Origin of the sequence: Flavobacterium sp. RSP49 (assembly GCF_003968735.1) — a bacterium.
Taxonomy (GTDB): Bacteria; Bacteroidota; Bacteroidia; order Flavobacteriales; family Flavobacteriaceae; genus Flavobacterium.
Map to the genome: position 1 here is coordinate 47,551 of NZ_RYDN01000013.1, position 24,540 is coordinate 72,090.

Here is a 24,540-nt window from a genome sequence, read left to right on the forward strand (position 1 = left end):
TATTTTAAATCAACGACAATCAACCTTTATTTTGAAGCAAAAGGAATGATGATTTTTGTTTCCCATTCTGATTCTACACCCCCATTAAAAGGATTGTCCATGTAATGTTCCAAAACGGTATTTTCTAATTTAAGGTTGTGATTTTTTGCATAATCAATCAAGGCAAACCAACCTCTGTCTGAAGTTCTGAAATTACCATAGTAAGTCGCTTTTAATCCTTTGCGTGCAGGTAAGGTTTTAAATTTAACCGCTTCATTTTCAATGACTTTTGTCTTTTTATTAATTGGAAAACAATAATTAAAATCGATTATTTCTTTATCCAAATCCCATTTTGTAATTTCTACATACGGCTTTCCAACTATTTCTATTTTGTTTTGAAATAAAAATCCGGTAATTACAGCGTCATTCGCAATCATATTTTGTGCTTTTTCCTGTAAAACACTTTTTAAACTAATATAGGCCACAAATGTTTCTTCGGAGGAACCTTCCCCGTCAATTCTGACCTTGAAATTTTTTAGATGTTCTGTTAAACCATTTTTAAAATTCGTTATTTTCTTGATTTGATCCTCTTTGAAACTCGTATTAAAAAAAGGAACGGTTATTTTATTGTACCAACTGTGATTCAAATCGTGTATTCCAACACTTACTTTTGTAACTGAATCGTTTACAAACTTAATATCCCAAGTATATTCCATTTGGGCAGCTCCTTTTTTCATTTCTTGTTTGATAAAATCAAAATTTCTTTTTTCGAGAATAGTGTAATTTTCTTTTTCATTTTCCAATTGAAGGATTGACCATTCCTGAATCCCTTGAAATACGGTTCCTGTAGCAGCTTTTACTTTAAAAGAAATACAATAATCGGCCTGCTTTAGAAAAAAATACCAAACTAAAAACAAGGACAACACAACGCTTAATACTACTATACTTTTTTTTCTAACTGTCATTATTTTTTACTCATTTTTAATGTATTATTAATGTAATGTCCTATATTGTTGCCTTGTACAACACCATTCTCAATAGCGGCTCTGTAATGAATTCCTCCATAAAGCCTACTTATTGAAGCTTCTGCCGCAGCTTGCTTGAATGATTTAAAAGGTCTTTTAGGCAACCCAAAAGAAACTTCTGAGTCATCGATATAACTAAAATTATCTCCAAAAATCGAGGTTAGAATAATTGCCGAACACGACGAAACCACAGAGTGTCCACTCACATATTCCGGAAAAGGAGGTGTTTGTAATTGTGGTCTCCAGTTTTCATCTATGTTTTGATTGATATACGTTTCAGGACGCACAACATTACTCCTATACTTTTCATCCCAACAACTAATGAAGCTCTCAAAAATTCCGATAGATGTTATAGTGTAAGCAAAAACAGTAGTTTCAAAATCTGATTTCGATTTTTTCAAGGCTATTTTAGTGATATTAATCCAATGTGCATCCGGTGTATTTTTCTTCTTTGCAAACATCATGTGTCCCTGTATGACTGTAGCATAGGGATTACAATCCCAAAAGGAAGCTATAGCCGATTCCTCAGGAATTGGTTTGCTTGGATTTTTTTCGACTTCAATTAATTTTTCAGAAATTAAATTTCCGACATCATAGGTTTCTTTTGCCTCTTTATAAAAAGCAGAATTTTTATCCGTAGAATAAGGATAAGGTGGGATGGCTTTAAATTGAGAGGCTGAATCCATAACCAAAGTTCTTATTTCGCCCCAATGCGGCTCCACACCATCCATATAAGAGGGTGGCGTTGGCTGCCATCGACCGGGTTGATCTGCATACACTGAAAACTTAGAAAAAGTACGCGTTTGTTTATAATTATCTTTCCCCATCCACATTTTTATTCTGTCTACCACTCTTAAAGCGTACGCTTTGGAAACATCAAATTCTTTTTGATTTTCAGCGCTCCATTTTTCATACAAACTATCTCTATATTTTTCTATAGCTTCCTCAGAAAAAATCAATTCTTTACTCACTTCAATATGGGCAATAAGCGCCGCTAAATTTTTATTCACCCCACTTTTAGGATCTAGTTTAGGAATAGAATCCAGTCCTTTTAACTGCCCTTGTAAACTTTCGTATTTCGTGCTATTTTGTGCCATAATCTCGTAAGCTGCAACATTGGGATAAACATAAATTCTACTCGCTACTGGCGGCGAAAATATGTCATGAACCATAATTCCTGTTACTGTATCAACTGCAGCACAAAAATCAGCTGATGATACTTTAATTGGCATCTCTTTGCCACAAGAGGTCAAAAAGAGCATTATAAGTCCTAAAAGATAAATTTTAGAGTTCATTTTACTAGGTTTAAGTGTGTTTTTTTTATTAAATTAGTTCTTAGCTGAAGGCATTTCGTACAGCTCTGCCTTTTTATTATTGATGGTAATTAGTAAATATCTTTTGCCTTTAAAATTGATAATCCCCAAATGCTTAACTGCTTTTTGAGTCAGATCAATACCAATTTGATGTCCTAGCAAGATGGTTTTTTCGTTCTTGATTAAAGCACCGGAAAACCCATCAAATCTACTGTGGTATGGAGCAACGCCAAAATAATTTCCCGCAGCAAAAACTTCTTCCCTAGCATCTGAATCAAAATTAGATTTCACAAAACTGGTGATAGGCGCTACTTGCATTTTATTCGAAAAGGGCATAAAAGTAAAGGTTCCCTTATCGTTTCTTAAATAACCGGATTTTAAATTATGAACTTCAAATAATTTTCCTGTCGCAAGCATTTTTGGATCAAAAACTTCCTCGAGAGTTTTTCCTGCAAATGATTTGTAACTATTGAACTTCTTTTTTAGCATGCCACTGAATTGCTCTACTAATTCGTCCAGACCTAAAGTGGTATAATATTTTGCGTTTTTTTCTATTGCCACAATAGTTTCAAAAGATCCGTTCGCATCAAAATCTCCGTAATACATTTTCATGGGAAATTCCTGCGAGGCTTTAAATTTAGAATTCATTCCCCAATTACCAACCAAATAATCTTCGTCACCGTCCTGATCAATATCAAAAGAAAGTATTGACTGCCATAGTCCATTGCTTTTTTCAGGAAAAACAGTTGTTGTGACATCCGAGAATTTACCGTTTTTATTCGCATAAAAAGTAGGCTTCATCCATTCACCTACCACAATTAAATCTGTTTGACCGTCTTTGTTGAAGTCCGTAAAAATAGCATCCGTAACCATTCCTATTTTTTCAAAAATTTTGTTTTGAACAATAGTGAACACCCCTTTATTGTTGTTTAATAAATAACAATCAGGCACGCTTCCAAATCTATTATTTATTGAATTATTCCCAACAAAAATATCGAGATCACCATCTTTATCGTAATCAAAAGCCTTGACAACGGATGCGTTTTGAGCCAGCTTAGGCAAGGTTGCTTTTAGAAATTGATTGTCTTTGCTTAGATATAGCCGGTCTTCCAGATTGGATGCATTTTCGCCCCCACCAGAAACCACTACTAAATCATTCCTTTTATCTGCATTGAAATCCCCGATCACTGCTGAAGCATCTTCATAAACAGAATCCTTTTCGATGGCAGCAAAACCTTTCTTGGTAAATCCATTTTGATTTTGAAAGTAGATTGTCGCTTTTTTATCTTTGGAACCACCAAAGAAGACATCCTCTTTTCCATCTCCATTTAAATCCCCTACTGCAGTAGCCGGACCGCGATCAGAACGTTGATATGGAATCAGTTTTTGAACTAAGAAATCAATATAATCATTTTCCTTATGTATAAAATCAATTCCCAATCCTGTTTCCACCTTTTTGAAAATGGGCAAAACAGCAGGGTGTAATTTTCTGTAATCAAACGCTTTTCTGTTTGTATTTGCTTTTACAGTGAGGGTTTGATTCGTTTTTAAATTCTTCAGAGTTTGATAGGTTTTATCAGGCCAAATTACCACTAAGGAATCTATTTTAGTCGTTTTTCCGTATCCAAAATGAATTATTGGCTCTGATGAGGACTGAAATCCTCTGGTAGTTTGCAGTTCTTTGAATTGTTTTTTTCCTTTGGCATAGGAAATCACTTTGGCTCCAATCCCAAAGGTGTTTTTTCCTATAAACCGCAATTTCAATTTCAGGTAGTTTGCTTTTCCGTCCGTTTTATTAATGTAGACGGTAGCGATACTATTCGTATTATTAGTAATCACGTCTAAATCACCATCATTATCAATATCGGCATAACCACTTCCGTTTGAAATAATAGAGTCGTTTTCTATCCAATCTGCTGATCTGTTTTTATAATGCAAATCAGATGATCCTTGAAAAATATAATTTGTTACATTTCCTTTTGGCATTCGCTTCAACGCCTCTTTATCCAATAACTTGGTAGTACTAATTTTATTCTTTATCTGATCATTTGAATAATATTTTACATAATCTAAATCGTTAGGCCTCTTAGTAATTCCGTTACTCACAAAAATATCCAGCTCTCCATCTTGGTCATAATCGCCAAATAAAGTGCTCCAACTCCAATCCGTAGCTGCAAGGCCACTTAACAATGCGGTTTCTGTAAAATGATTGCCTGCTTGGTTCAATTGCAGCATGTTCCTAGCATATTGATAATGATAGCCTAATTTTTCGGTTCTCATTTTCAGCATTTGAGGATTATCATCTCCTAAGGAAGATTTTAATACTTTTTCATCTTCAGGAAGCATATCAAGGCTCATAATATCCGGAAATCCGTCATGATTGACATCCGCAACGTCCAGTCCCATAGAGAACCTGCTGGTGTGCCCAAAATATTGTTTTAAACTTTCCGTAAAAGTTCCGTCTCCGTTATTGAGATAATAATAATCATCTTCATGAAAATCATTCCCCACATAAATATCCGGATACCCATCTAAATTAAAATCAGAAACGGCTAATCCTAAACCATAGCCATTGGCACCTCCAAAAATTCCTGCCTGTTCGCTAACATCTACAAATTTTCCATTGTCATTGCGGAATAATTTATCCCCGCATTCGTAACTTCTTTTATTTCTTGTAGCGGCATTTCCAAAAGACAATTCGGAGTGAACCGCATGATTCAACAAATACATGTCTAAATCCCCGTCCAGATCATAATCAAAAAATGCTGCCGAAGAGCTGTAATTATCAAGATCTAATCCGTATTCAGCCGCACTTTCGGTAAATGTATTGTCTTTATTATTGATAAACAGTTCATTCTGTCCCTCGAAACCATTAATTCCTACTACGGCACATACGTAAATGTCTAAATATCCATCTCCATTTACATCAGCCATCACCGTTCCCGCATTCCAATCACTTTGTCCCTCTACTCCGGCTGTAGCGGAAATATCTTCAAATTTATTGTTGCCCTTATTCAGGTACAGTTTGTTTTTGCCCTGATTAGAAGTAAAATAGATATCGACCAAACCATCGTTATTGACGTCGCCAAGCGCTACACCACCGCCATTATAGTAATAGAGGTAATCTAAAATGGAAATGTTTTTGGACTCTAATAATTGATTATTGAATGTAACATTACTTTCCTCCGAAGACAATTTTTCAAACAACTGTCCTTCTTTTTTGGAACATCCCATAAATAGAAGTGATGCGAGTCCTATTCTAATAAAATTATTCATTGGGTCTAAATAGTTTAGGGGTATTATCATTTACGACGGCTAGTATTGAAATCGTATTGTTTTTGTCTTTGATTGCCTTGAGTTGTTTTACTTCGCCTTTTATGAAAAAACCAGATTTGTCATAAGGAGTCCATGAGAAAGTGCCTTTTTTATTTCCTAAGAGGACACTCCCAAAATTAGCATCTAATCTGGAAAACTGAGGTTTAAATTCATATTGATTTCCTCCTAAGATCAGGTCTAGTATTCCGTCATTATTTACATCCATCGCACAAATAGTGTTTACGCTGGAGAACTGTACTTCTTTTGGAAGCATTTGTATTTCAAATTTTCCATTGCCTTTATTAATGGCAATCACGCTTTCTTGAATAGCAACGATTTTCTGAATCGAATTAGTGACGATCTCCGGAGTGAAAAGTTCCTGAAACGTTTTCTTAGAATAATCGGCATAACTTAAATTTTTCTTCTTTATAGAAGGAATTTGCCTGGCTAATTCTTGTTTTAAATGGATTGGCAAATCCTTTCCATTAACGGATCGGGTGGCTATTTGCTCAATGGTTCCGTTGTTGTCAAAATCATTGGTAAATAATTTCAAAGGATTCCCTTTGGTAGGTTTATAAGGCATATTAGTGCCCCTATTGCCCAGAATTAAATCTTTTTTTCCATCTTTATTTAAGTCTACACAAGCCACGGCATTCCAAAAACCAGTGTAGCCACTGAGGTTCGTTTTGTATGTTGTCAAACGCCTTCCTGTATTTTTAAAAATCATTGGTGCGGTCCAATCACCAACCAGAATTAAATCTTTTTTAGCATCGTTATCAATATCTTCCCAAACGGCATCGGTTATCATTCCCACCGTATTTATTTTGAAAGCTTTTTTATCTGTTACATTCACAAAATTTCCTTTTCCGTCATTTTCTAACAAAAGATGTTTTGGATCTATACCATATACGCCAGGAACACTTCGGCTTCCAATAAACACATCAATATCACCATCATCATCAAAATCATAGGGTGCAATTACGGAAACATTATTGTTCGTTGTTGGGATATTGGTTTTGCTTTTCACAAAAAATCCGTTTCCATCATTCAAATACAAACGGTTTTTATAATTGGCCTGATCTGATTTCTCATTTCCTCCTGAACCAACTAATAAATCAACGTGTCCGTCATTATTGGCATCAAAAAAACTAGCGGCAGTATCTTCAAAACCGGCATCTGACTCCAAGTCTTTTTGAGCCAAAAGAGTGAAATTACCATTTCCTTTGTTCACATATATTTTTCCGGCTTGTCCTTTGGCTCCGCCAATAAAAACATCTTCATTTCCGTCACCGTTAATATCAGCCACCGCAAATGCAGGTCCTTCTTGTGAAAGCATTTTAGAAATTAATCCTTCATGATCAAAATCGACATAATTATTTTCTTTGTGGGCTAAAAACGGCGCTTTCTTTTCAGAAAATAATGGCTTGAGCACCTTGTTTTTTGGAACATAATTCAATTTAGCTGTTGCAATATTTAAATTCATCGTGGTATTATTTACCACTTTTTTAATCATTTCAAACTTTCCATTTGGCCAAATTACCTGCAAAGAGTCAATTTTTTTGGTACCTATTCCAAAAGTCATCACATAATCTACCGAAGACTGAAATCCTCTGGAAGGAATTAATTCTTGTCTGAGAATTTCTTTGCCTGAGAACAATTCCACGACACTTCCTACCGCAAATGTATTTTGTCCTTCGCCTTTTAGTTTTACTTTTAGGAAATGATTATTTTTGCTTTTTTCGGAATTATTTCGATAAATAAAAGCCTCCATATTGACGTTATTGACAATTAAATCGAGGTCGCCATCGTTATCTAAATCGCCGTACGCTGCCCCATTAGAAAAACTTGGTGTATCTAATCCCCATTTCAAAGCTTCATTCGTAAAGGTCAGATTTTTGTTATTCTTGAAGGCATAATTAGGTATTGGAGTACTTGGCATTTTACTGATAATGGTTTGAATTTCTTCTTTTTTGCCCGTAACGACCATTTTCTGCATGAATTCGTTGGCAAAGAAATCTACAAAATCCTGATTGGTTAAATCGTTATAAATTCCGTTACAAACATAAATATCTTTGTATCCGTCATTATCCATGTCAAATAATAATGCGCCCCAACTCCAATCCGTTTTGGCTACGCCAGCATGATTTGCTATTTCAAGAAATTGATTATTCCCATTATTAATTTGCAGGGTGTTCTGCATATACTGCGTATAAAAATCGAGATTTACTTTTCGGGTAAATAAATCATAATTTTCAAAATTAGTAGTCGTTTTTAAGCGTTCGTCCGGTTCCGGCAACATATCGGTTACAAAAATATCGGCTTTCCCGTCATTGTTTACATCGGCCATGTCAGCACCCATAGAAGATTGACTGATATGAGACGTCCATCCCTGAATTTGTTCGGTAAAGGTTCCGTTTTTATTGTTTATGTATAAATAATCTCTTTCATAAAAATCATTAGAAATATAAATATCCGGATACAAATCTCCGTTTACATCTCCTACGGTAACGCCTAAACCAAAGCCAATCAGACTTCCATAAATGCCTGCTTCTTTACTGACATCAACAAATTTTCCGTTGTCATTGCGCATTAATTTATCGCCTCCTCCTTTTAGGATTTCAGCCACATCCCAGTCTTTGTCTCTTAAATCTCTTTTGTTAGAATAATTAAGACTACTTACCGGTATAAAACTATTATTTAAAATATAAACATCTAGATCGCCATCTTTATCATAATCAAAAAAAGCGGCATGAGTTGTTATGCCCGTATCCGCAAGATTGTATTCGGCTGCCTTTTCCGTGAAAGTATTGTCACCATTATTAATAAAAAGTTCGTTTTGTTGCGAGTCACCCATACTGTTTCCGGCATTACAGACATAAATATCCAGAAACCCATCAGCATTGATATCGACCATTACGACGCCGGTTGACCAGGTTTTAGTTCCCTCGATTCCGGCTTTTTTAGATATATCTTCAAATTTAAAATTCCCTTTGTTTAAGTAAAGTTTGTTGGTTCCAAGATTAGAAGTGAAATATACATCCGAAAGACCATCATTATTGATATCACCAATAGCCACACCACCACCATTATAAAAATTCCTGTACTTGAATATGTTCATATCCGCACCATTCTTCACTTCATTGATAAAATTAATTCCGGTTTGGGAGGCATCTAATTTAGAGAACAAAGTATCGTTGTTTCCAGGGTTATTTTTAGAACAGTTAGAAAAAATAATTATTAAAGGAATAAATAAAAAAATACGATTAAACATATTTACAAACTATTTGATTATGTAATTAGAAATGCCTAATTTATATAATAAACATTATATAAAAAAATTAAAAATAGATAAAATAGAGGCTTAACAGTTAAAAAAACGTTCCTTATTTCTATAATTATTTGAAGACTACTATTTAACATTGATTAAGAACTCAAGATTAAATTAAAATGCATTTTGGTGTATTATAAAAAAATAAAGAGGGTAATAAATACCCTCTTTATAACTAACTCAAAAATAATTGATTTTAAATAACTTTTTAGTAGCCTGGGTTTTGTTTTAAATTTACATTAAATAAAGCCGCAGATGGGATTGGATACAATGCATACCTCTTATCTGATACATACTTTTTAAGCTCTCTTTCCTGAAGAAATTTTCCAAAACGAATCATATCATTCCTTCTGTACTCTTCAAACCATAACTCACGACCTCTCTCAGCATAAATACCTTCTAGATCTAAAGTTACAGCAGCACTGTTAGTTCTTGCAAAATATGCGGTCATATTAGGAGCTGTTCCTGATCCACCACGTAAGATAGCTTCAGCTTTCATCAATAAAGCATCAGAATAACGCATTAAAACAAAATCATTTTCTGGCGAACCCAAACTAGCGACATCCGGAATGTACTTTTGAGCTCTAATACCTGCAGACTCTAATGTTGCTCCGCTAGTAATTAATGTCAATTCGCGTGTATATTTTAAAGGTTGACCAAGAGGATTAGCATCTGTTTTGATTCTATCCCGCACAATTTGAGTTCCTCCTGGCTTGTATATCTGACCTATTTGGAAACCAACAGGATTTCCGAAAGCAGCAATAATTGAAGCATCATCGTTTTTAGCACGTCTATCAGTCGATTTAAATTTGTCATAGTATTCAGCTACAGTAGCAAAACCGTTCCATCCATCAGGAGTTTGATTGTAATGCATACCCATTCTCCAGAAACATTGAATATTCCCTCCGTTTCCTGGACTGTTTCTTGACGCAAATAAAATCTCAGGAGATGTATTATTTGTTGGCTTAAAATTATCCCAATAGTCTGTTGCTAAACTACTGTTAATAGCATTCACATGCTGAACAACTTTTGTCATATCAGCGGCAGCAAATGTGTAAGGACCTGCAGCATCAGCTGCTGTAAAAACACCTTTATTCAAATACAATTTTGCTAATAAAAAATTAGCCGCGTCTTTGTTAGCAGTTCCAGGATCACCAACAATTCTAGCTGGTAAGTCTGCAAGAACAGCTTCTACTTCGCTAATTACAAAAGTAGTTGCTTCAGATCTAGTCCATACTTTCGGGTCTGCTAAAGAAGAACTTCCCGCCTCTCTGTAAGGAACTTGACCAAATAAGTCAATTACATGATAATAATAGAAGGCTCTTAAAAAACGTGCTTGTGCTTTTTGAGATGCTGTCCCACTGCCGCTAAAAATTACTAGGTTACAGTTATTAACTTGTGATAACAACTGGTTCCACGCCCCTCTTACCTCATTGTGATCTGGCCCCCAGGTATGTACGTGAATCTGTCTCCAAACTCCCGCGTCATCCCAGTCACCACCACGTGTAGGTCCGACTAAGGCATCAGTAGACATTTCATTTAAAGCAAACATTGTTCCCTGCCCTTGAAAATTTCTTAATCCCTCATAAGCTGTTGATAAGAATTGCACAGGATTGATGGCTCCACCTGCTGCTTTTTCAGGAACTACATACCCATCTAAAACTTCTTCTTCAAGATTCGTACAACTTACGCCAAGCGCAAGAGTACTAACGAAGAAAATACCTTTAATTATATTTATTTTTTTCATTGTTATTTTTATTAAAATGTTACGTTTAGTCCAACTCCTAGACTTTTCTCTCTTGGATATGATAAATACTCCATACCCGCAGATGGCACACCATTTAATGATTTATCAGTATCAACCTCCGGATCTGTCCCAGAATATTTAGTGATAATAAATAAGTTAGAACCATTAACAAACAAACGGGCAGATTTTATTCTTAATTTTTCTAATGAACTTCCTGTAAATGTATAACCAAAAGTTAAGTTACCCATTCTAAGAAAATCACCTTTTTCAAGATATTTAGTCGATGGTGAATTTGGATCACCTTGTGCCTGAGGTGAAGTTGCAGCTTCTTCAGTTGTATTTCTTCCTCCTAAGAATGAACCTTTAAAGAAATAGGCATTCGTTGTATTGTTATAAATATAATGACCGAAGGCACCGTAAAAAGAAGCACTTGCATCAAAGTTTTTGTAAGTAAAACTTGTAGAAAAACCAACATTAACTTTTGGCAACGGCTGCTTGTCTAATATCTTTTTAGCAGCTGTCCCTAAACCTGTATCATTACCCGCAGCATCCGCATATATAGACATCCCATTAGCATCATATCCTCTCCATTCATACAAATTGTAAGAATATAAAGGTCTATCATTCGTTATAATTTGGGCATAAGCCCCTGATAATCCTTGACCATTTAAACCTCCCGTTTGAACGAATCCAGCAAAATTTGTAAATTTATTTGAGTTAAAAGAGGCATTACCCGATACATCCCAAGTAAAATCTCCTGAATCAATTACTTTGTAGTTTAATGAAATTTCATACCCTTTGTTAATTAAATTTCCTTTTGCATTCAGCAAGCGAGGAAAATAAGTCCCTGGTTGAGATCCATCTGGTTGATTCGGAAATATCAAGTCAGTAGTGTTTTTATTATAATAATCAAGAGAACCTGTCAATCTATTGTTAATCAATTCAAAATCAACACCTACTCCGGAAGAAGTGGTAGTTTCCCATTTCAAATCTGGATTGGCGTTATTAACCGTTACTGGAGTACCATTTAAGCCAAATTGACCTGCAGAAATAGCTGAGTTAGGAGCAAATTCTTGATTCCCAGTTATACCATAACTTCCTCTAATTTTGACATCATTCACTAAACCTGCCCCGCTTTCAACCACCTTATAACCAACACCTAAAGAAGGAAATGTACCGTATTTATTATTTTCTCCAAATTTACTAGAACCATCAATACGAACGGTACCAGTCAATAACAACTTCTTGAACAAAGTAGCATTAACCCTTGTAAAATATGATTGCAAGTCCACCTTATTTCTACCCGATGATGGACGATACTCTCTACTAAGAGCACCTTCTATGTTATCAATCAAGTTTAATTGGTCGCTATTAAATCCTTTTGCACTGACGCCAAAACCGTCATAATTATATTCATAGAAGGAATATCCTGCTAAAGCGTCAAAAACAAAATTTTCGTTAAATTCTTTGTTATAATTCAGAGTATGCTCAAAAGTTCTGTTAAATTTATTTTGTGTTGAAATAAAAGCAGTACCTCTCTTTACAGTGTTATCAATAGGATCTACTGCTTGAAATTGAGGTCCTTGTATATCAATTGTTGGCAACAATTGACTTTTTCTAGTAGAAGTTGAATTTTCAATACCGAATAAAAATTTATAGCTAAAGTTGCTATTGATTTTATAAGTAGCTGCGACACTACCGAATAATTTACTTGTATTGGTATAATCTGTGTAAGAATTCAATAATTGTACTGGATTCAAAAAAGTATTACTTATTACATTATAAGAACCATCTGTGTTGTAGATTGGAGATGTTGGATTCCAATACAAAGCGGAACCAATTATATTACCTATAAATCCAGCGTCATTGGAAATAAGCGTTGTTTGATCTTTAATACCTGCGTAAACCAATCTAGTTTCCACTTTCAAAGCACCACCAAAAAAGTCATTTGAATTATAAAGTGACGCAGTGTATTTTCCTATTCCAGTATTTCTGACAATACCATCAGTATCTGTCGCACTAAGTGACAATCTAGTATTAGAATTAGCTGTTGATTTACTGAAGGATAAATCATGATTTTTAGTAATCCCTGATCTAAGAACTGCCTTTTTCCAATCGTATGATCTCGATTTTTGGTCATCACCACCTGCCGCAACAAACTGATCTGCTGTCATTACCCCAAAATCTCCTGCGATTTTACTAAACTGAACAGATGTTGAATAAGCTAATTCTGGCTCTGCAGATTTCCCTTTTTTAGTCGTTATAACAATAACTCCATTTGCTCCACGAGAACCATAGATAGCTGTAGAAGACGCATCTTTCAACACAGTCATACTTTCAATATCATTCTGATTAACAAAGTTCAACGGATTTCTTGGAGTTGAACCACCCAATAAGCCATCACCTCCGGCAGAAACATTTCCTCCATCTAACGGAACACCATCAATAACTATCAACGGTCCATTTCCTGAACGAACAGAAGTATTACCACGAACTCTAATAGAAATCGCGCCACCTGGTTCTCCACTAGATTGAGTAACTTGAACACCTGCTACTTTACCTCTTAATAATTGCGCTGGGGAAGGAGAGGCTACGTTATCAAATTTTTTAGAGCTAATTTGATCTACTGCTCCAGTTGCATCTTTCTTTTTAACCGTTCCGTAACCAATGACGATTACTTCTTTCAGTTCTGCAGAATCTTCTTTTAAGACTACACTAATAGTGCTCTTACCTGCAACATTTAACTCTTGCGATTTAAGACCAATGTAGCTGAATACTAAAACTGCATTTGAGCCTACATTTTTGATAGTAAATTTTCCATCGAAATCAGTTTGTGCTCCATTTGTTGTTCCTTTAACTAAGACAGAAGCCCCTGGAAGCGGACCGCTGCCATCAGATACTGTACCAGACACATCTTGCGAATAAGTCAAGCTTGTACACAGCATCGTTAGAAACACCATCAAGCCTTTAATTAGACTATTTTTCATACGTAATAAATAAGTTGGTTAATAATTTTTTTTATTGGTTTGTTTAAATATTAACACCAAACATAATTATAAATTTATGATAATATTAAGATATTACTAAACTATAACGTTTTCGTTACGCCGAAAACGTTTTCGATTTTAAAATTAATCCTTTAAAAATTTAATACTAAAATTATACTAAATATAAAAAAAAGAGACTAAAAAACATATTATTATAATTTAGTGGCTTTTTCACTTCAAATCAATTGTATATTACTCAATAGAAAAGCTTTTTACAAACTAAGATTACGAATTACTCATCATAATGAAGTTTTTTATACCAAATCGATAATCCAAAATAAGCCGCGTCAAATGTCTAAAAATAGTACGCCATAAATACCCTATTTAATTTTCACTCACTGTTTCAACGGCTAAAAATATCATATTTACAAGACGTATTATAACTAAATTGTAATCTCCTTTAAAATATAAATTTGGAAGAAATTACGTAATTACATCATTTATCACTTTATCCTATTTATTCTATCTAAACAATCAGTCCTACAATAATAAAAGCAATCATACCTCTTTTTCTATAGAAAATTTAAATTGAATAAAACCCAATGGCTTCTAAAAACAAAAACCACGAATACTATAACAATCTTCAAAATAGATTGCTTGTATATTCGTGGCAAAAATTATTTAAAGTAACCCGTTTGGTGTAATTACACCCAACGGGTTACTGTATTATTTGATAACAATTGTCTTATTATCCACTCCCACTCCAATAATCTTAAGTGATTTCCATTGTTTTGGCAGCAGTCCCTTGTTGTATTTCAATCCCATATCCGTTTGTTCCACTCCGCCAAAACCATAAATAACGGCCTGAAGCATTGCTCCGGCTCCAGTAGCAAAATAAGGGTTATTACTATTGGCTGATTCCGAAAATACGCCAAAAGGAGGCCGACTGTTAGGTAAATACGATTTCACAAAATAACTATAGGCTTTATCTCTATCGCCCAATCGAGCATATAGAACCGATAAAACTCCGGAAGCCATAGCTGGACCATCTTTTTTATCAATTTTTTCGGCGTAATATTCCAAATCTCTTTTTATTTGTTCTTTGTCAGTGATTGTATGCAAAGGATATGCTAATAAGTTGACATCTGCCTGTTTTATCATTTGCCCTTGATATCCTTTATAATTTTGAGTAATCCCATCCTTTTTATGAATCACTAATTTCTCTGATACTGCTATCCATTCTGGATTGATTGGCTCGTTTAAAAGTGTCGCTGCTTTAATCGTATTTTTTAAAGACTCGATCGCTGATGCATTGGTAAAGGCATTGTCATCTACATGTTGCGCATACTCATCGGCACCAACTACATTCAAAATAGAAAAACTTCCGTCTTGATTTTTAACTACTCTGCTTACCCAGAAATCGGCTGTTTCTTTAAGAACCGCCCATTCTTTTTTCAACCAAGAAATGTCTTGTGTATAGGCGTAATAATTCCAAAAAGCTATCGAAACATCTGCTGTGATGTGCTGTTCAAAAATACCTGTCAAGGCCCAAGTTGGTGTTGCTTCTTCTCCTGTATCATCAGATTCCCAAGGATACATTGCTCCTTTGTACCCATAAATAAAGGCTTTTTGTTTTGCTTTTTGCAAACGATCTGAGCGATAATCCAAACATGATTTTGCCATATCAGGTTGCAGTGCCAAAAGCGTTGGATACATCCAAAGTTCCGTATCCCAAAAAATATGTCCGTTATAGCCTTGAGACGACAACCCCATAGGCGCAATACTTTGTCTGGTTCCCGGACGTATATAAGAATACAAGTTATACAACGCAAAACGCACCCGTTGTTGCGCATCCAGATCGCCTTCAATTTGTATGTCCCCGGTTTTCCATAATTCGGCCCAAGCTTGCTTGTGACGGTTCAATAATTTATCGATTCCTTCCTGCAGCGCATAAATAGGTTGTCTTTCGGATTCATTCAAAGGATCCGTAACATCCTTGGAAGTGCAAATTCCTCCTGCCACTGCAAAACGGTATTTTTGGCCTTTGATCAATTTTTTAGTAAACCCAACTTCATTTCCGGTTTGTTTTAAGGTTTCGCTTTCACCATCAAAAAGAAAAGTTGTTGAAGCGGCCACTGTATACTTACCGGTTAGCGTTTTAGCTGTAGTGCCAAAAACCGGCATTAAATACTGATTGTCCTTTAAGACCCGAAACTGACTTTTTGCCTCTTTCAGTTCATCAGGAACAACCATGTAATTGTTAGCGGTAATTTCTATATCCTTAATAGGAGTAATTTCGACAATTGCCATCGCTGAAAAAGGAACAGCTCTATTCGCCAAAATCGTATAATTAATTGTGGCCAAATCTTTAAACGAAAAGGAAGTGCTACTCGTTCCTTCTTTCATTGAAACCACTTGACTCCAATTATCGATATTGTCTGATTTGATTTCTTGATTATTGATATTCAAATGCAGATTCAAAAACTCTATTCCGCGTACTATTCTGCTGATCCCATTTTCAGGACTTCCGTCATACACGCCATTCAGGATAATTTCTTTTGTTTTGAGAGGTGTGTCGTCAGTCACGATTCCTATTTGACCATTGGCCATGGCAACTCCAAAATAATTCTCTCTGGAATTAGCATATAAGTGCCATTCGTCTGATTGGGCTTGACCACAAACCCCAACACTAACTAAAAGCATGAAAACCAATATTTTAACTGTTGAATTCATCATATAATATTTTAATAATATTTTCAAACATATACAAATTATTCGTTAAAAATGTACATCGATCCAGATAGTAGGTGAAATACAAATCGAAAACGTTTTCGACTCATCAAAAACGTTTTTGGTCGATTCCAAATCAACAATTACAAATTATAATTCTATTTTTATGAAGATAAGTAATAACCATGGTATAATATCGTATTTTAAAATCAGGATAAAATTATGTAACAATATGATTTAAAGCTGTTTTACTTAAAGTTAATTCTTTTGACTTTACGACTTTTAAACTTTCGACTTACTTACTATACTAATTAATCTTTTTTTTAATGAAGTCCACAAATAAAATCCCCTCTATTTTAATACTATTTGCAGTCTCTTTAATTCTATTTTCCTGCATAAAAGAAACTAAAAATGATGTTATCACCATTGTTGCTTCTGGAAAATTAGCAGTAGATTCCTCTAAAAAATACAAAGAACCTTTTAGACCGCAATTTCATTTTTCTCCGGAAAAAAAATGGATGAATGATCCTAACGGAATGGTTTTCTATAAAGGGATTTATCATTTATTTTACCAATATTACCCAGATGATATCGTTTGGGGACCAATGCATTGGGGACACGCCACAAGTAAAGATTTAATCCATTGGACACAACAAAAAATCGCTTTGTTTCCTGACAAATTAGGAATGATATTTTCAGGAAGTGCCGTTGTAGATTTAAAAAATACTTCTGGTTTGGGAACAAAAGAAAATCCACCAATGATTGCCATTTTTACCTATCACGACATGGCAGGCGAAAAAGCGGGCAAAAGAAATTATCAAACGCAAGGATTGGCATATAGCTTAGACGAAGGCGAAACTTGGCTCAAATACAATGGAAATCCAATCATAGGAAATGTTGATCAGAAAGATTTTAGAGATCCTAAAATGTTCTGGAATACCGAAACTAATCTTTGGAATATGGTATTAGTAGCAGGAGATCATGCACAATTTTATACTTCCAAGAATTTAATTGATTGGAAATTCGAAAGTGAATTTGGTAAAAATATAGGAGCTCATGGCGGTGTTTGGGAATGTCCTGATCTTTTCAAATTAAAAATTGCCGGTTCCAATGAAGAAAAATGGGTTCTACTCATCAGCATCAATCCCGGTGCACCACTTGGTGGTTCAGGAACACAATATTTCATTGGTGATTTTGATGGAAAAAGTTTTAAAACAACTCAAAAATCCATCAAATGGATTGACAACGGAGCTGATAACTATGCCGGAGTCACGTACAATAATGCGCCAGAAAACAAACGGATATTCATAGGATGGATGAGCAATTGGTCTTATGCGCGAAACACGCCTACCAAAAACTGGAGAAGCGCCATGACGTTGCCAAGAGAACTTTCGCTTGCAAAAATCAAGGGCAATTATGTCCTAAAAAACGTTGCTGTGGAACAATTCAAAAAACAAGAGGCCATAGCCTTTTCTAAAGATGAAATTATCCTAAAAGCGAATCAAAAAACTACATTTAATTACCAATATTTGAATCAGTCAGCAGTTCAATTTAACGCCAAAAATGAAAATTTAAAATTGGTTTTTTCCAATGATGTAAAGGATTCTTTGGTCATGAATTACGATGCCAAACAAAAGACTTTTTCTGTTGACAGAAGACATTCCGGCGTAGTCAATTTTGAAAAAAGTTTTGGAGAAGAAATACACAACACCAAAATTCCAAATATAATTTCTGAGGCTATTGATTATCAAATCATAGTAGATTGGTCCTCAATAGAAATTTTCCTCAACGGTGGCGTTTACAGTTTCACAGAACAAATTTTTCCTAACAAACCATATACCAAACTAACCATTCAATCCGATGAAAATCAAGAAATTAAAAATTTTAGTATTGCTGAAATAAAAGGAATCTGGTAATAAAATTCATTTATAATAACCAAAACCACTAACTAAAAAAAACAGAATAATGAATAACAAAAAAATACTCTATTGGTCCATTATCGTTGCCTTTGCTGGATTTCTATTTGGATTTGACACCGTCGTAATTTCAGGAGCAGATAAACAATTGCAACAACTATGGGGTTCTTCTGATTTGTTTCATGGATTAGTAGTCATGTCATCCGCATTATGGGGAACGGTTATTGGCGCTATTTTTGGTGCGTTTCCAACGAATATTTTAGGTCGGAAAAAGACTCTAATAATTATAGGATTACTGTTTTTGGTTTCTTCCATTGGAACTGCATTCGCAAATGATCCCATTTTCTTTTCCGTTTTTAGATTTCTTGGCGGAATTGGTATTGGCGCTTCAACCATTGCTGCTCCAACCTATGTTTCTGAAATTGCTCCTGCAAAAGACCGTGGAAAACTGGTTGCTTTGTACCAATTCAATATTGTTTTTGGAATTTTAATCGCCTTTACATCCAACTACTATTTGCAAGATATAGGAGAAAATGCCTGGCGATGGATGTTAGGAATACAAGCGTTTCCATCTTTCATTTACACACTTCTGGTATTTGGAATCCCGGAAAGTCCGCGTTGGATTTTAGAATACAAAAAAGACAGACAAAAAGCAGTCGCTATTTTGAAGCAAATCAATAGTGACGCAGCAGTAGAAGCGGAAATTGCTGCTATAGAAAAAGAAACTGTTCAGGAGGGGAAAAACGAATCTATTTTCATGGCTAAATATAGAAAACCATTGCTCTTAGCGTTTTTTATTGCCTTTTTCAATCAGCTCTCCGGAATTAATGCTTTTTTATATTATGCCCCTCGAATTTTTGAATTGGCAGGATTAGAAAAATCTGCCTCTTTTTTGAGTAGTATCGGAATTGGGATAATCAATTTAATATTTACCATGATTGGAATCTCGCTAATAGATAAATATGGCCGAAAAACGCTCATGTATTTGGGTTCGGTAGGATACATTATTTCTCTAGGATTAGTGACAACCGCCTTTTATTTTGAATGGAAAGGAATGGCTGTTCCGTTATTTTTCTTTTTGTTTATAGCCTCACACGCCATAGGTCAAGGAGCTGTCATTTGGGTATTTATCTCTGAATTGTTCCCTAATAAACTTCGAGCTGCCGGAACCTCTTTTGGCACTTCTGTACATTGGATTTTAGCAGCATTAATCCCATCATTCATTCCGTTTTTGTTTAAAGAGATTGGAACAACAACCGTTTTTGCCGTCTTCTGCATAATGATGGTTTTTCAATTGCTTTGGGTATTTACAAAAATGCCGGAAACCAAAGGGAGAACATTAGAAGAACTATCTGAAAGTTTGTCAAAAAAAGAATAATTATGACCAAAAAAATAATCTGTTTCGGGGAAGTTTTATTTGACGTTTTCCCAACGCACCAAAAAATCGGAGGAGCGCCATTGAACGTGGCGCTGCGTTTAGCATCACTTGGTATTGATGCTCAAATAATAAGCCGAGTAGGAAATGATGAAATTGGAAAAGAACTCCTTGCCTTTGTTAAAAAAAATGGAGTTGTTACCGATACGATTCAAGTTGATAAAAACGCTTCTACCGGACAAGTTATTGTTCAATTAAATGAGAAAGGAACTGCTTCATACACAATCAATTATCCGGTTGCTTGGGACAAAATTATATGTATTCCGGAAGACGAAATAATGGTCAAAAAAGCAGATGCACTAGTTTTTGGGAGTCTTGCATGTAGAGATTCTGTTTCACAGGATTCCCTATTAGAAATAATTAACTATGCAAAATATGCTGTTTTCGATGTTAATTTACGTGCTCCTTTTTACACTAAGGAACTACTGATTAATTTGATGATGCAGTCAGATTTTATAAAATTTAATGATGAGGAATTGTATGAAATAAGTGCTTTTATGAATTCACCATACCATTCATTAGAGCAAAATATTCTTTTTATTGCCACACAAACGAATACAAAACACATTTGCGTTACAAAAGGAAATCATGGTGCGGTGTTGTGTTACAATGAAAAAATGTACTACAATAGTGGCTATAAAATAAATGTTGTAGATACCGTGGGTTCCGGAGATTCTTTTTTAGCTGGATTGCTTTCTAAACTATTAAAGGATGCCAATCCTCAAGAAGCAATTGATTTCGCTTGCGCAATAGGAGCCATTGTAGCCAAAAATGAAGGAGCCAATCCCAAAATTTCAAATAAAGAAATTAGTGCCTTTATGAATCCATGCTAGTTTAGCGAAACTGATCTTTAACAATTACAACGACCCAAAAAAAACCTATGTATTAGTAAATCAATCATGAAAAGATTGATTTACCGAAACTTTTTGGGATAACAACAAAGTTATTGAACTTTTTTTAGGGTTTTAAACAAAAGTATTGAACTTTGAAAAATCCCATTATCAACGAAATAGCCACTCAATTACGGATTTCTAAAACCCACGTTTCAGAGTCATTGAAGGAATGCCGAAATCTATTAAAGAAAACAATTCCCTTCTGGTTTTAAGTACATTAAGATCGGAACACGTATAAATGAAAGAACGTCAACCTAGGATGTTCCCGCCTTTACTAAAAATGGCAGATCCAATTAGTTTATGTAACGAATGTGTAATAATTTGTTTTATTATTAAAAAATTACAGAAATACGATAAAAATCAATACCTTGGTAAGGAATATTTGAACTTATAGTCTTTTTTATACCTATGTCAAAGACTGAAAAAGATCGCACAGCAAAGTTACTATAAAGACCTTTTCTTAAAATTAAATACGTAGAAATTCGATTCATGAAAGACATTACTCTTAAGGAAATTGCAACAAAACTGGGAATTTCAATAACGACTGTTTCAAAAGCGCTTAAAAATTACCCTGATGTTAGTGAAAAAACTAAAAAAGCGGTAATTGAACTTGCCCAGCAATTACACTACACTCCTAATAGTTTTGCAGTAAATTTAAGAACAAAAGAATCAAAAACCATTGGTCTAATTATTCCTGAAGTTGTACATCATTTCTTTTCGAATGTTGTCAATGCTATCATCAACGAAGCTGAAAAAAACGGCTATTTAGTAATCATTTTACAATCAAATGAGACACTGGCTTTAGAAAAAAAACAAGTAGAACTGCTAATAAACAAAAGAGTTGACGGAATCATAATGTCCTTATCAAATGAGTCCAATAATGACGATCACATAAAAGAAATCATCAATAGAAATATTCCTTTTGTTATGTTTGACAAAATAGCAAAGCTTTCTAAATGCTCGAAAGTAATAATTGATGACCAAAAAGCGGCCTTTAATGCAGTGCAACACTTAATTGATAACGGCTGCAGGAAAATAGCCCACATTCGAGGACCCCTAAATCCTCAAAATTCAATAGATCGATATATTGGATATAAAAAAGCATTAGAGAAAAATAATATTCCTTTTGACACAAAATTAGTTTTTACATGTGAAAATGTGACTTTTGAAGAAGGAAGAGATTTTGCTAAACAGATTATTGAAGAGCATGCTGATATAGACGGCATTTTTGCTATAACGGATCTGGTAGCAGTGGGAGTATTAGCCTATTTTAATGAAAACAAAATCAATGTCCCGGAACAAGTAGCGGTAATAGGTTTCAGCAATTGGTTTATATCGCAAGTACTGACGCCAAAACTTAGTACTGTAGATCAGCCAAGCCATGAAATGGGAATTGCATCTTTTAACTTATTGTTAGAAGAAATGAATTGTCATAAAGAAGGAATTCTTTTTATTCCAAGAATTATTGAATTAGAAACAAGCATTATTGTTAGAGAATCTTCTATAAAATTCAAATAAATTAAGTTTCAAAATTTCGTTCTTGTAAAAAATCAATATTCCTTTTTAATCCTTGAAAATTAGCTCTTTTAAGTGGTGAGTTTTTAAAAACAGCTTTAAATGTTTCTTCAGTAATTTCTATCCAATCTTTTTTGGACAAGGAGAGTAATTCTGGATTTGGGTCAAATAAAGGTTCACTGTGTGGTTTTGAAAACTTGTTCCAAGGACAGACATCCTGACATACATCGCATCCAAAAGCCCATTCATCAAATTTACCTTTCATCTCCTGAGGGATATTTTCTTTTAATTCAATTGTAAAATAGGAAATGCATTTGCTGCCATCTACTACATAAGGCGCAACTATTGCTGCTGTAGGGCACGCATCTATACAAGCCGTACACGTACCACAATGATCGGTTGTAGGATTGTCATAGTCTAAATCTAAATCGATAATGAGTTCCGCGATAAAGTAAAAAGACCCTACTTTTTGTGTCAATAAATTACTGTTCTTACCTATCCAACCCAAACCACTTTTGGCAGCCCAAGCTTTGTCAAGGACTGGAGCCGAATCTACAAAAGCCCGACCAGAAACATCTCCGATTGTAGATTGAATAGAAAATAAAAATTCTTTGAGTTTTTCCTTGATCACAAAATGATAATCCTGACCGTACGCGTATTTTGAAATCTTATAAGAATCTGTATTTTGCAGGTCTTCTGGATAATAATTTAACAACAGTGAAACTACACTTTTAGCTTCCTCAACAAGTAAAGTTGGATTTAAACGCTTGTCAAAATGGTTTTCCATATAGGACATTTGGCCATTTCTATTGTTCTCCAACCAGTTTTCTAACCGCGGTGCTTCTTGTTCCAAGAAACCAGCTTTAGCTATTCCACAGGATAAAAATCCGAGACGTTTCGCTTCAGATTTGATAAATTGCGTGTATGTCGTTTTTGTATTAATAGTTAAAAAATAGAGGTTAATAAACGGGATTCCAAGCCCTGATAGCAGCAGCGTCTCCCGATTAACAAAAACTACGGCTGAAAAAGCTTTGTTTTTCTATATCGGAAATACAGCGGAAAGCGGGAAACAGCTCCTAAAAATCAGAATAAACCGCCTTGATTGTTTGTTTTTAATTTCCCTAAATGTTGATATGCTTTATCGGTAACTTCTCTACCTCTTGGCGTACGCATAATAAAACCTTCCTGAATCAAAAATGGTTCATAGACTTCCTCGATTGTTTCACTGCTTTCAGATACGGCTGTCGCCAAAGTAGATAAACCTACAGGTCCGCCTTTGAATTTATCGATGATTGTATTTAGTATTTTATTATCCATCTCGTCCAGGCCATGAGCATCTACATTAAGTGCTTTTAAAGCGTAACGGGCAATTTCTATATCGATAGTGCCATTCCCTTTTATCTGGGCAAAATCACGAACACGCCGTAACAATGCATTCGCTATACGAGGAGTTCCACGACTTCTGCCCGCTATTTCTATAGCTGCCTCCATGGATATAGGCATTTTAAATATAGTAGCACTTCTTTCTACGATTGTGGTGAGCAACTCAGTGGTATAATATTGTAAGCGGGAAGAAATTCCAAAACGCGCTCTCATGGGAGCGGTCAATAAACCGGAACGAGTGGTGGCTCCAATTAAGGTAAATGGATTTAGATTGATTTGGACAGTTCTTGCATTAGGTCCTGATTCAATCATGATATCAATCTTAAAATCCTCCATAGCAGAATACAGATATTCTTCTACTATTGGACTCAAACGATGAATTTCATCAATAAATAATACGTCTCTTTCTTCCAGATTAGTCAGTAAACCCGCTAAATCTCCAGGTTTGTCCAAAACCGGACCGGAAGTAATTTTGATTCCCACTTGCAATTCATTAGCAAGAATATTGGCTAATGTTGTTTTTCCTAAGCCAGGTGGACCATGAAACAGCGTGTGATCAAGTGCTTCATTTCGTTGATTTGCAGCCTGAACAAAAACTTTCAGATTTTCTAATATTTGGTCTTGTCCTGCAAAATCATCAAAAGAAAGTGGTCTCAATTTTTTTTCAAGATCTAGCTCTTCTGAATTGTAACCATTTGCTGTTGGGTCTAAATTTTCATTCATATAACAAAGATAGCAAAGCAATATTGAATTATAAATTTAAATTTCAAATGCTATAAATAAAAAGCAATACTATCAAGCAAACTATTTCAGACCGCTATTCTTCTCATTAAAACTCAATCCAGACGCCACAATGGTTATTGAATGCACTGCATTGACAATTGAACCCTTCTATAAATACGGTGACTATACACTTACAAAAGGAATGAAAATTGAGTAATGTCCTAAAAAAAAGCCTCTACTTTCGCGAGGCT

Annotated in this window: 13 protein-coding genes; 4 read left to right on the forward strand and 9 right to left on the reverse strand. The window is 34.8% G+C overall.

Annotation, left to right across the window (positions count from 1 at the left end; translation table 11 throughout):
• Positions 1-26 precede the first annotated feature (26 nt).
• The 7 genes from EKM02_RS08580 to EKM02_RS08610 all read right to left on the reverse strand — a co-directional run bounded on the left by EKM02_RS08580 (position 27) and on the right by EKM02_RS08610 (position 16,427).
• Positions 27-944: a GyrI-like domain-containing protein gene (locus tag EKM02_RS08580; protein WP_126454192.1), complete on the reverse strand. Its 918-nt coding sequence runs from the start codon at positions 942-944 to the stop codon at positions 27-29.
• Positions 944-2,299: a vanadium-dependent haloperoxidase gene (locus tag EKM02_RS08585; RefSeq protein ID WP_126454194.1), complete on the reverse strand. Its 1,356-nt coding sequence runs from the start codon at positions 2,297-2,299 to the stop codon at positions 944-946. The genes EKM02_RS08580 and EKM02_RS08585 overlap by 1 nt, the downstream gene beginning before the upstream one ends.
• A gap of 33 nt (positions 2,300-2,332) precedes the next feature.
• Positions 2,333-5,593, reverse strand: coding sequence for a VCBS repeat-containing protein (locus EKM02_RS08590; RefSeq protein WP_126454197.1), 3,261 nt, complete (start codon positions 5,591-5,593; stop codon positions 2,333-2,335).
• Positions 5,586-8,903 (reverse strand): VCBS repeat-containing protein, encoded by a 3,318-nt coding sequence (locus tag EKM02_RS08595; protein WP_126454199.1) that lies wholly within the window; start codon positions 8,901-8,903, stop codon positions 5,586-5,588. The genes EKM02_RS08590 and EKM02_RS08595 overlap by 8 nt, the downstream gene beginning before the upstream one ends.
• Before the next feature lie 265 nt (positions 8,904-9,168).
• Positions 9,169-10,707, reverse strand: a complete 1,539-nt coding sequence (locus EKM02_RS08600) for a RagB/SusD family nutrient uptake outer membrane protein (RefSeq protein WP_126454201.1) — start codon at positions 10,705-10,707, stop codon at positions 9,169-9,171.
• Positions 10,708-10,718: 11 nt separating this feature from the next.
• Positions 10,719-13,652, reverse strand: coding sequence for a SusC/RagA family TonB-linked outer membrane protein (locus EKM02_RS08605; RefSeq protein ID WP_234423166.1), 2,934 nt, complete (start codon positions 13,650-13,652; stop codon positions 10,719-10,721).
• Between the two features lie 768 nt (positions 13,653-14,420).
• A complete protein-coding gene (locus EKM02_RS08610) occupies positions 14,421-16,427 on the reverse strand; it encodes a glycosyl hydrolase family 95 catalytic domain-containing protein (protein WP_126454205.1) in 2,007 nt (668 codons plus the stop codon).
• Positions 16,428-16,750: 323 nt separating this feature from the next.
• On the opposite strand from EKM02_RS08610, the gene EKM02_RS08615 reads away from it, so the two are divergent.
• The 4 genes from EKM02_RS08615 (at position 16,751) to EKM02_RS08630 (ending at position 22,186) form a co-directional block, all read left to right on the forward strand.
• On the forward strand, positions 16,751-18,340 hold the full coding sequence (locus tag EKM02_RS08615) for a glycoside hydrolase family 32 protein (protein ID WP_126454207.1): 1,590 nt from the start codon (positions 16,751-16,753) through the stop codon (positions 18,338-18,340).
• Positions 18,341-18,389: 49 nt separating this feature from the next.
• Complete coding sequence (locus tag EKM02_RS08620; protein ID WP_126454209.1) at positions 18,390-19,718, forward strand: sugar porter family MFS transporter; 1,329 nt, start codon at positions 18,390-18,392, stop codon at positions 19,716-19,718.
• 2 nt (positions 19,719-19,720) lie between these two features.
• The gene (locus EKM02_RS08625) at positions 19,721-20,608 is read left to right on the forward strand and encodes a carbohydrate kinase family protein (protein WP_126454211.1); all 888 of its coding nucleotides are present in this window, start codon (positions 19,721-19,723) and stop codon (positions 20,606-20,608) included.
• 549 nt (positions 20,609-21,157) lie between these two features.
• Positions 21,158-22,186 (forward strand): LacI family DNA-binding transcriptional regulator, encoded by a 1,029-nt coding sequence (locus EKM02_RS08630; RefSeq protein ID WP_126454213.1) that lies wholly within the window; start codon positions 21,158-21,160, stop codon positions 22,184-22,186.
• A 1-nt stretch (position 22,187) separates the two neighbouring features.
• Here the strand turns inward: EKM02_RS08630 and queG are convergent, their stop codons facing one another.
• Both queG and ruvB read right to left on the reverse strand, forming a co-directional pair.
• Positions 22,188-23,126, reverse strand: coding sequence for a tRNA epoxyqueuosine(34) reductase QueG (gene queG, locus EKM02_RS08635; protein WP_126454215.1), 939 nt, complete (start codon positions 23,124-23,126; stop codon positions 22,188-22,190).
• Between the two features lie 140 nt (positions 23,127-23,266).
• A complete protein-coding gene (ruvB, locus tag EKM02_RS08640; RefSeq protein ID WP_126454217.1) occupies positions 23,267-24,289 on the reverse strand; it encodes a Holliday junction branch migration DNA helicase RuvB in 1,023 nt (340 codons plus the stop codon).
• Positions 24,290-24,540: the final 251 nt, after the last annotated feature.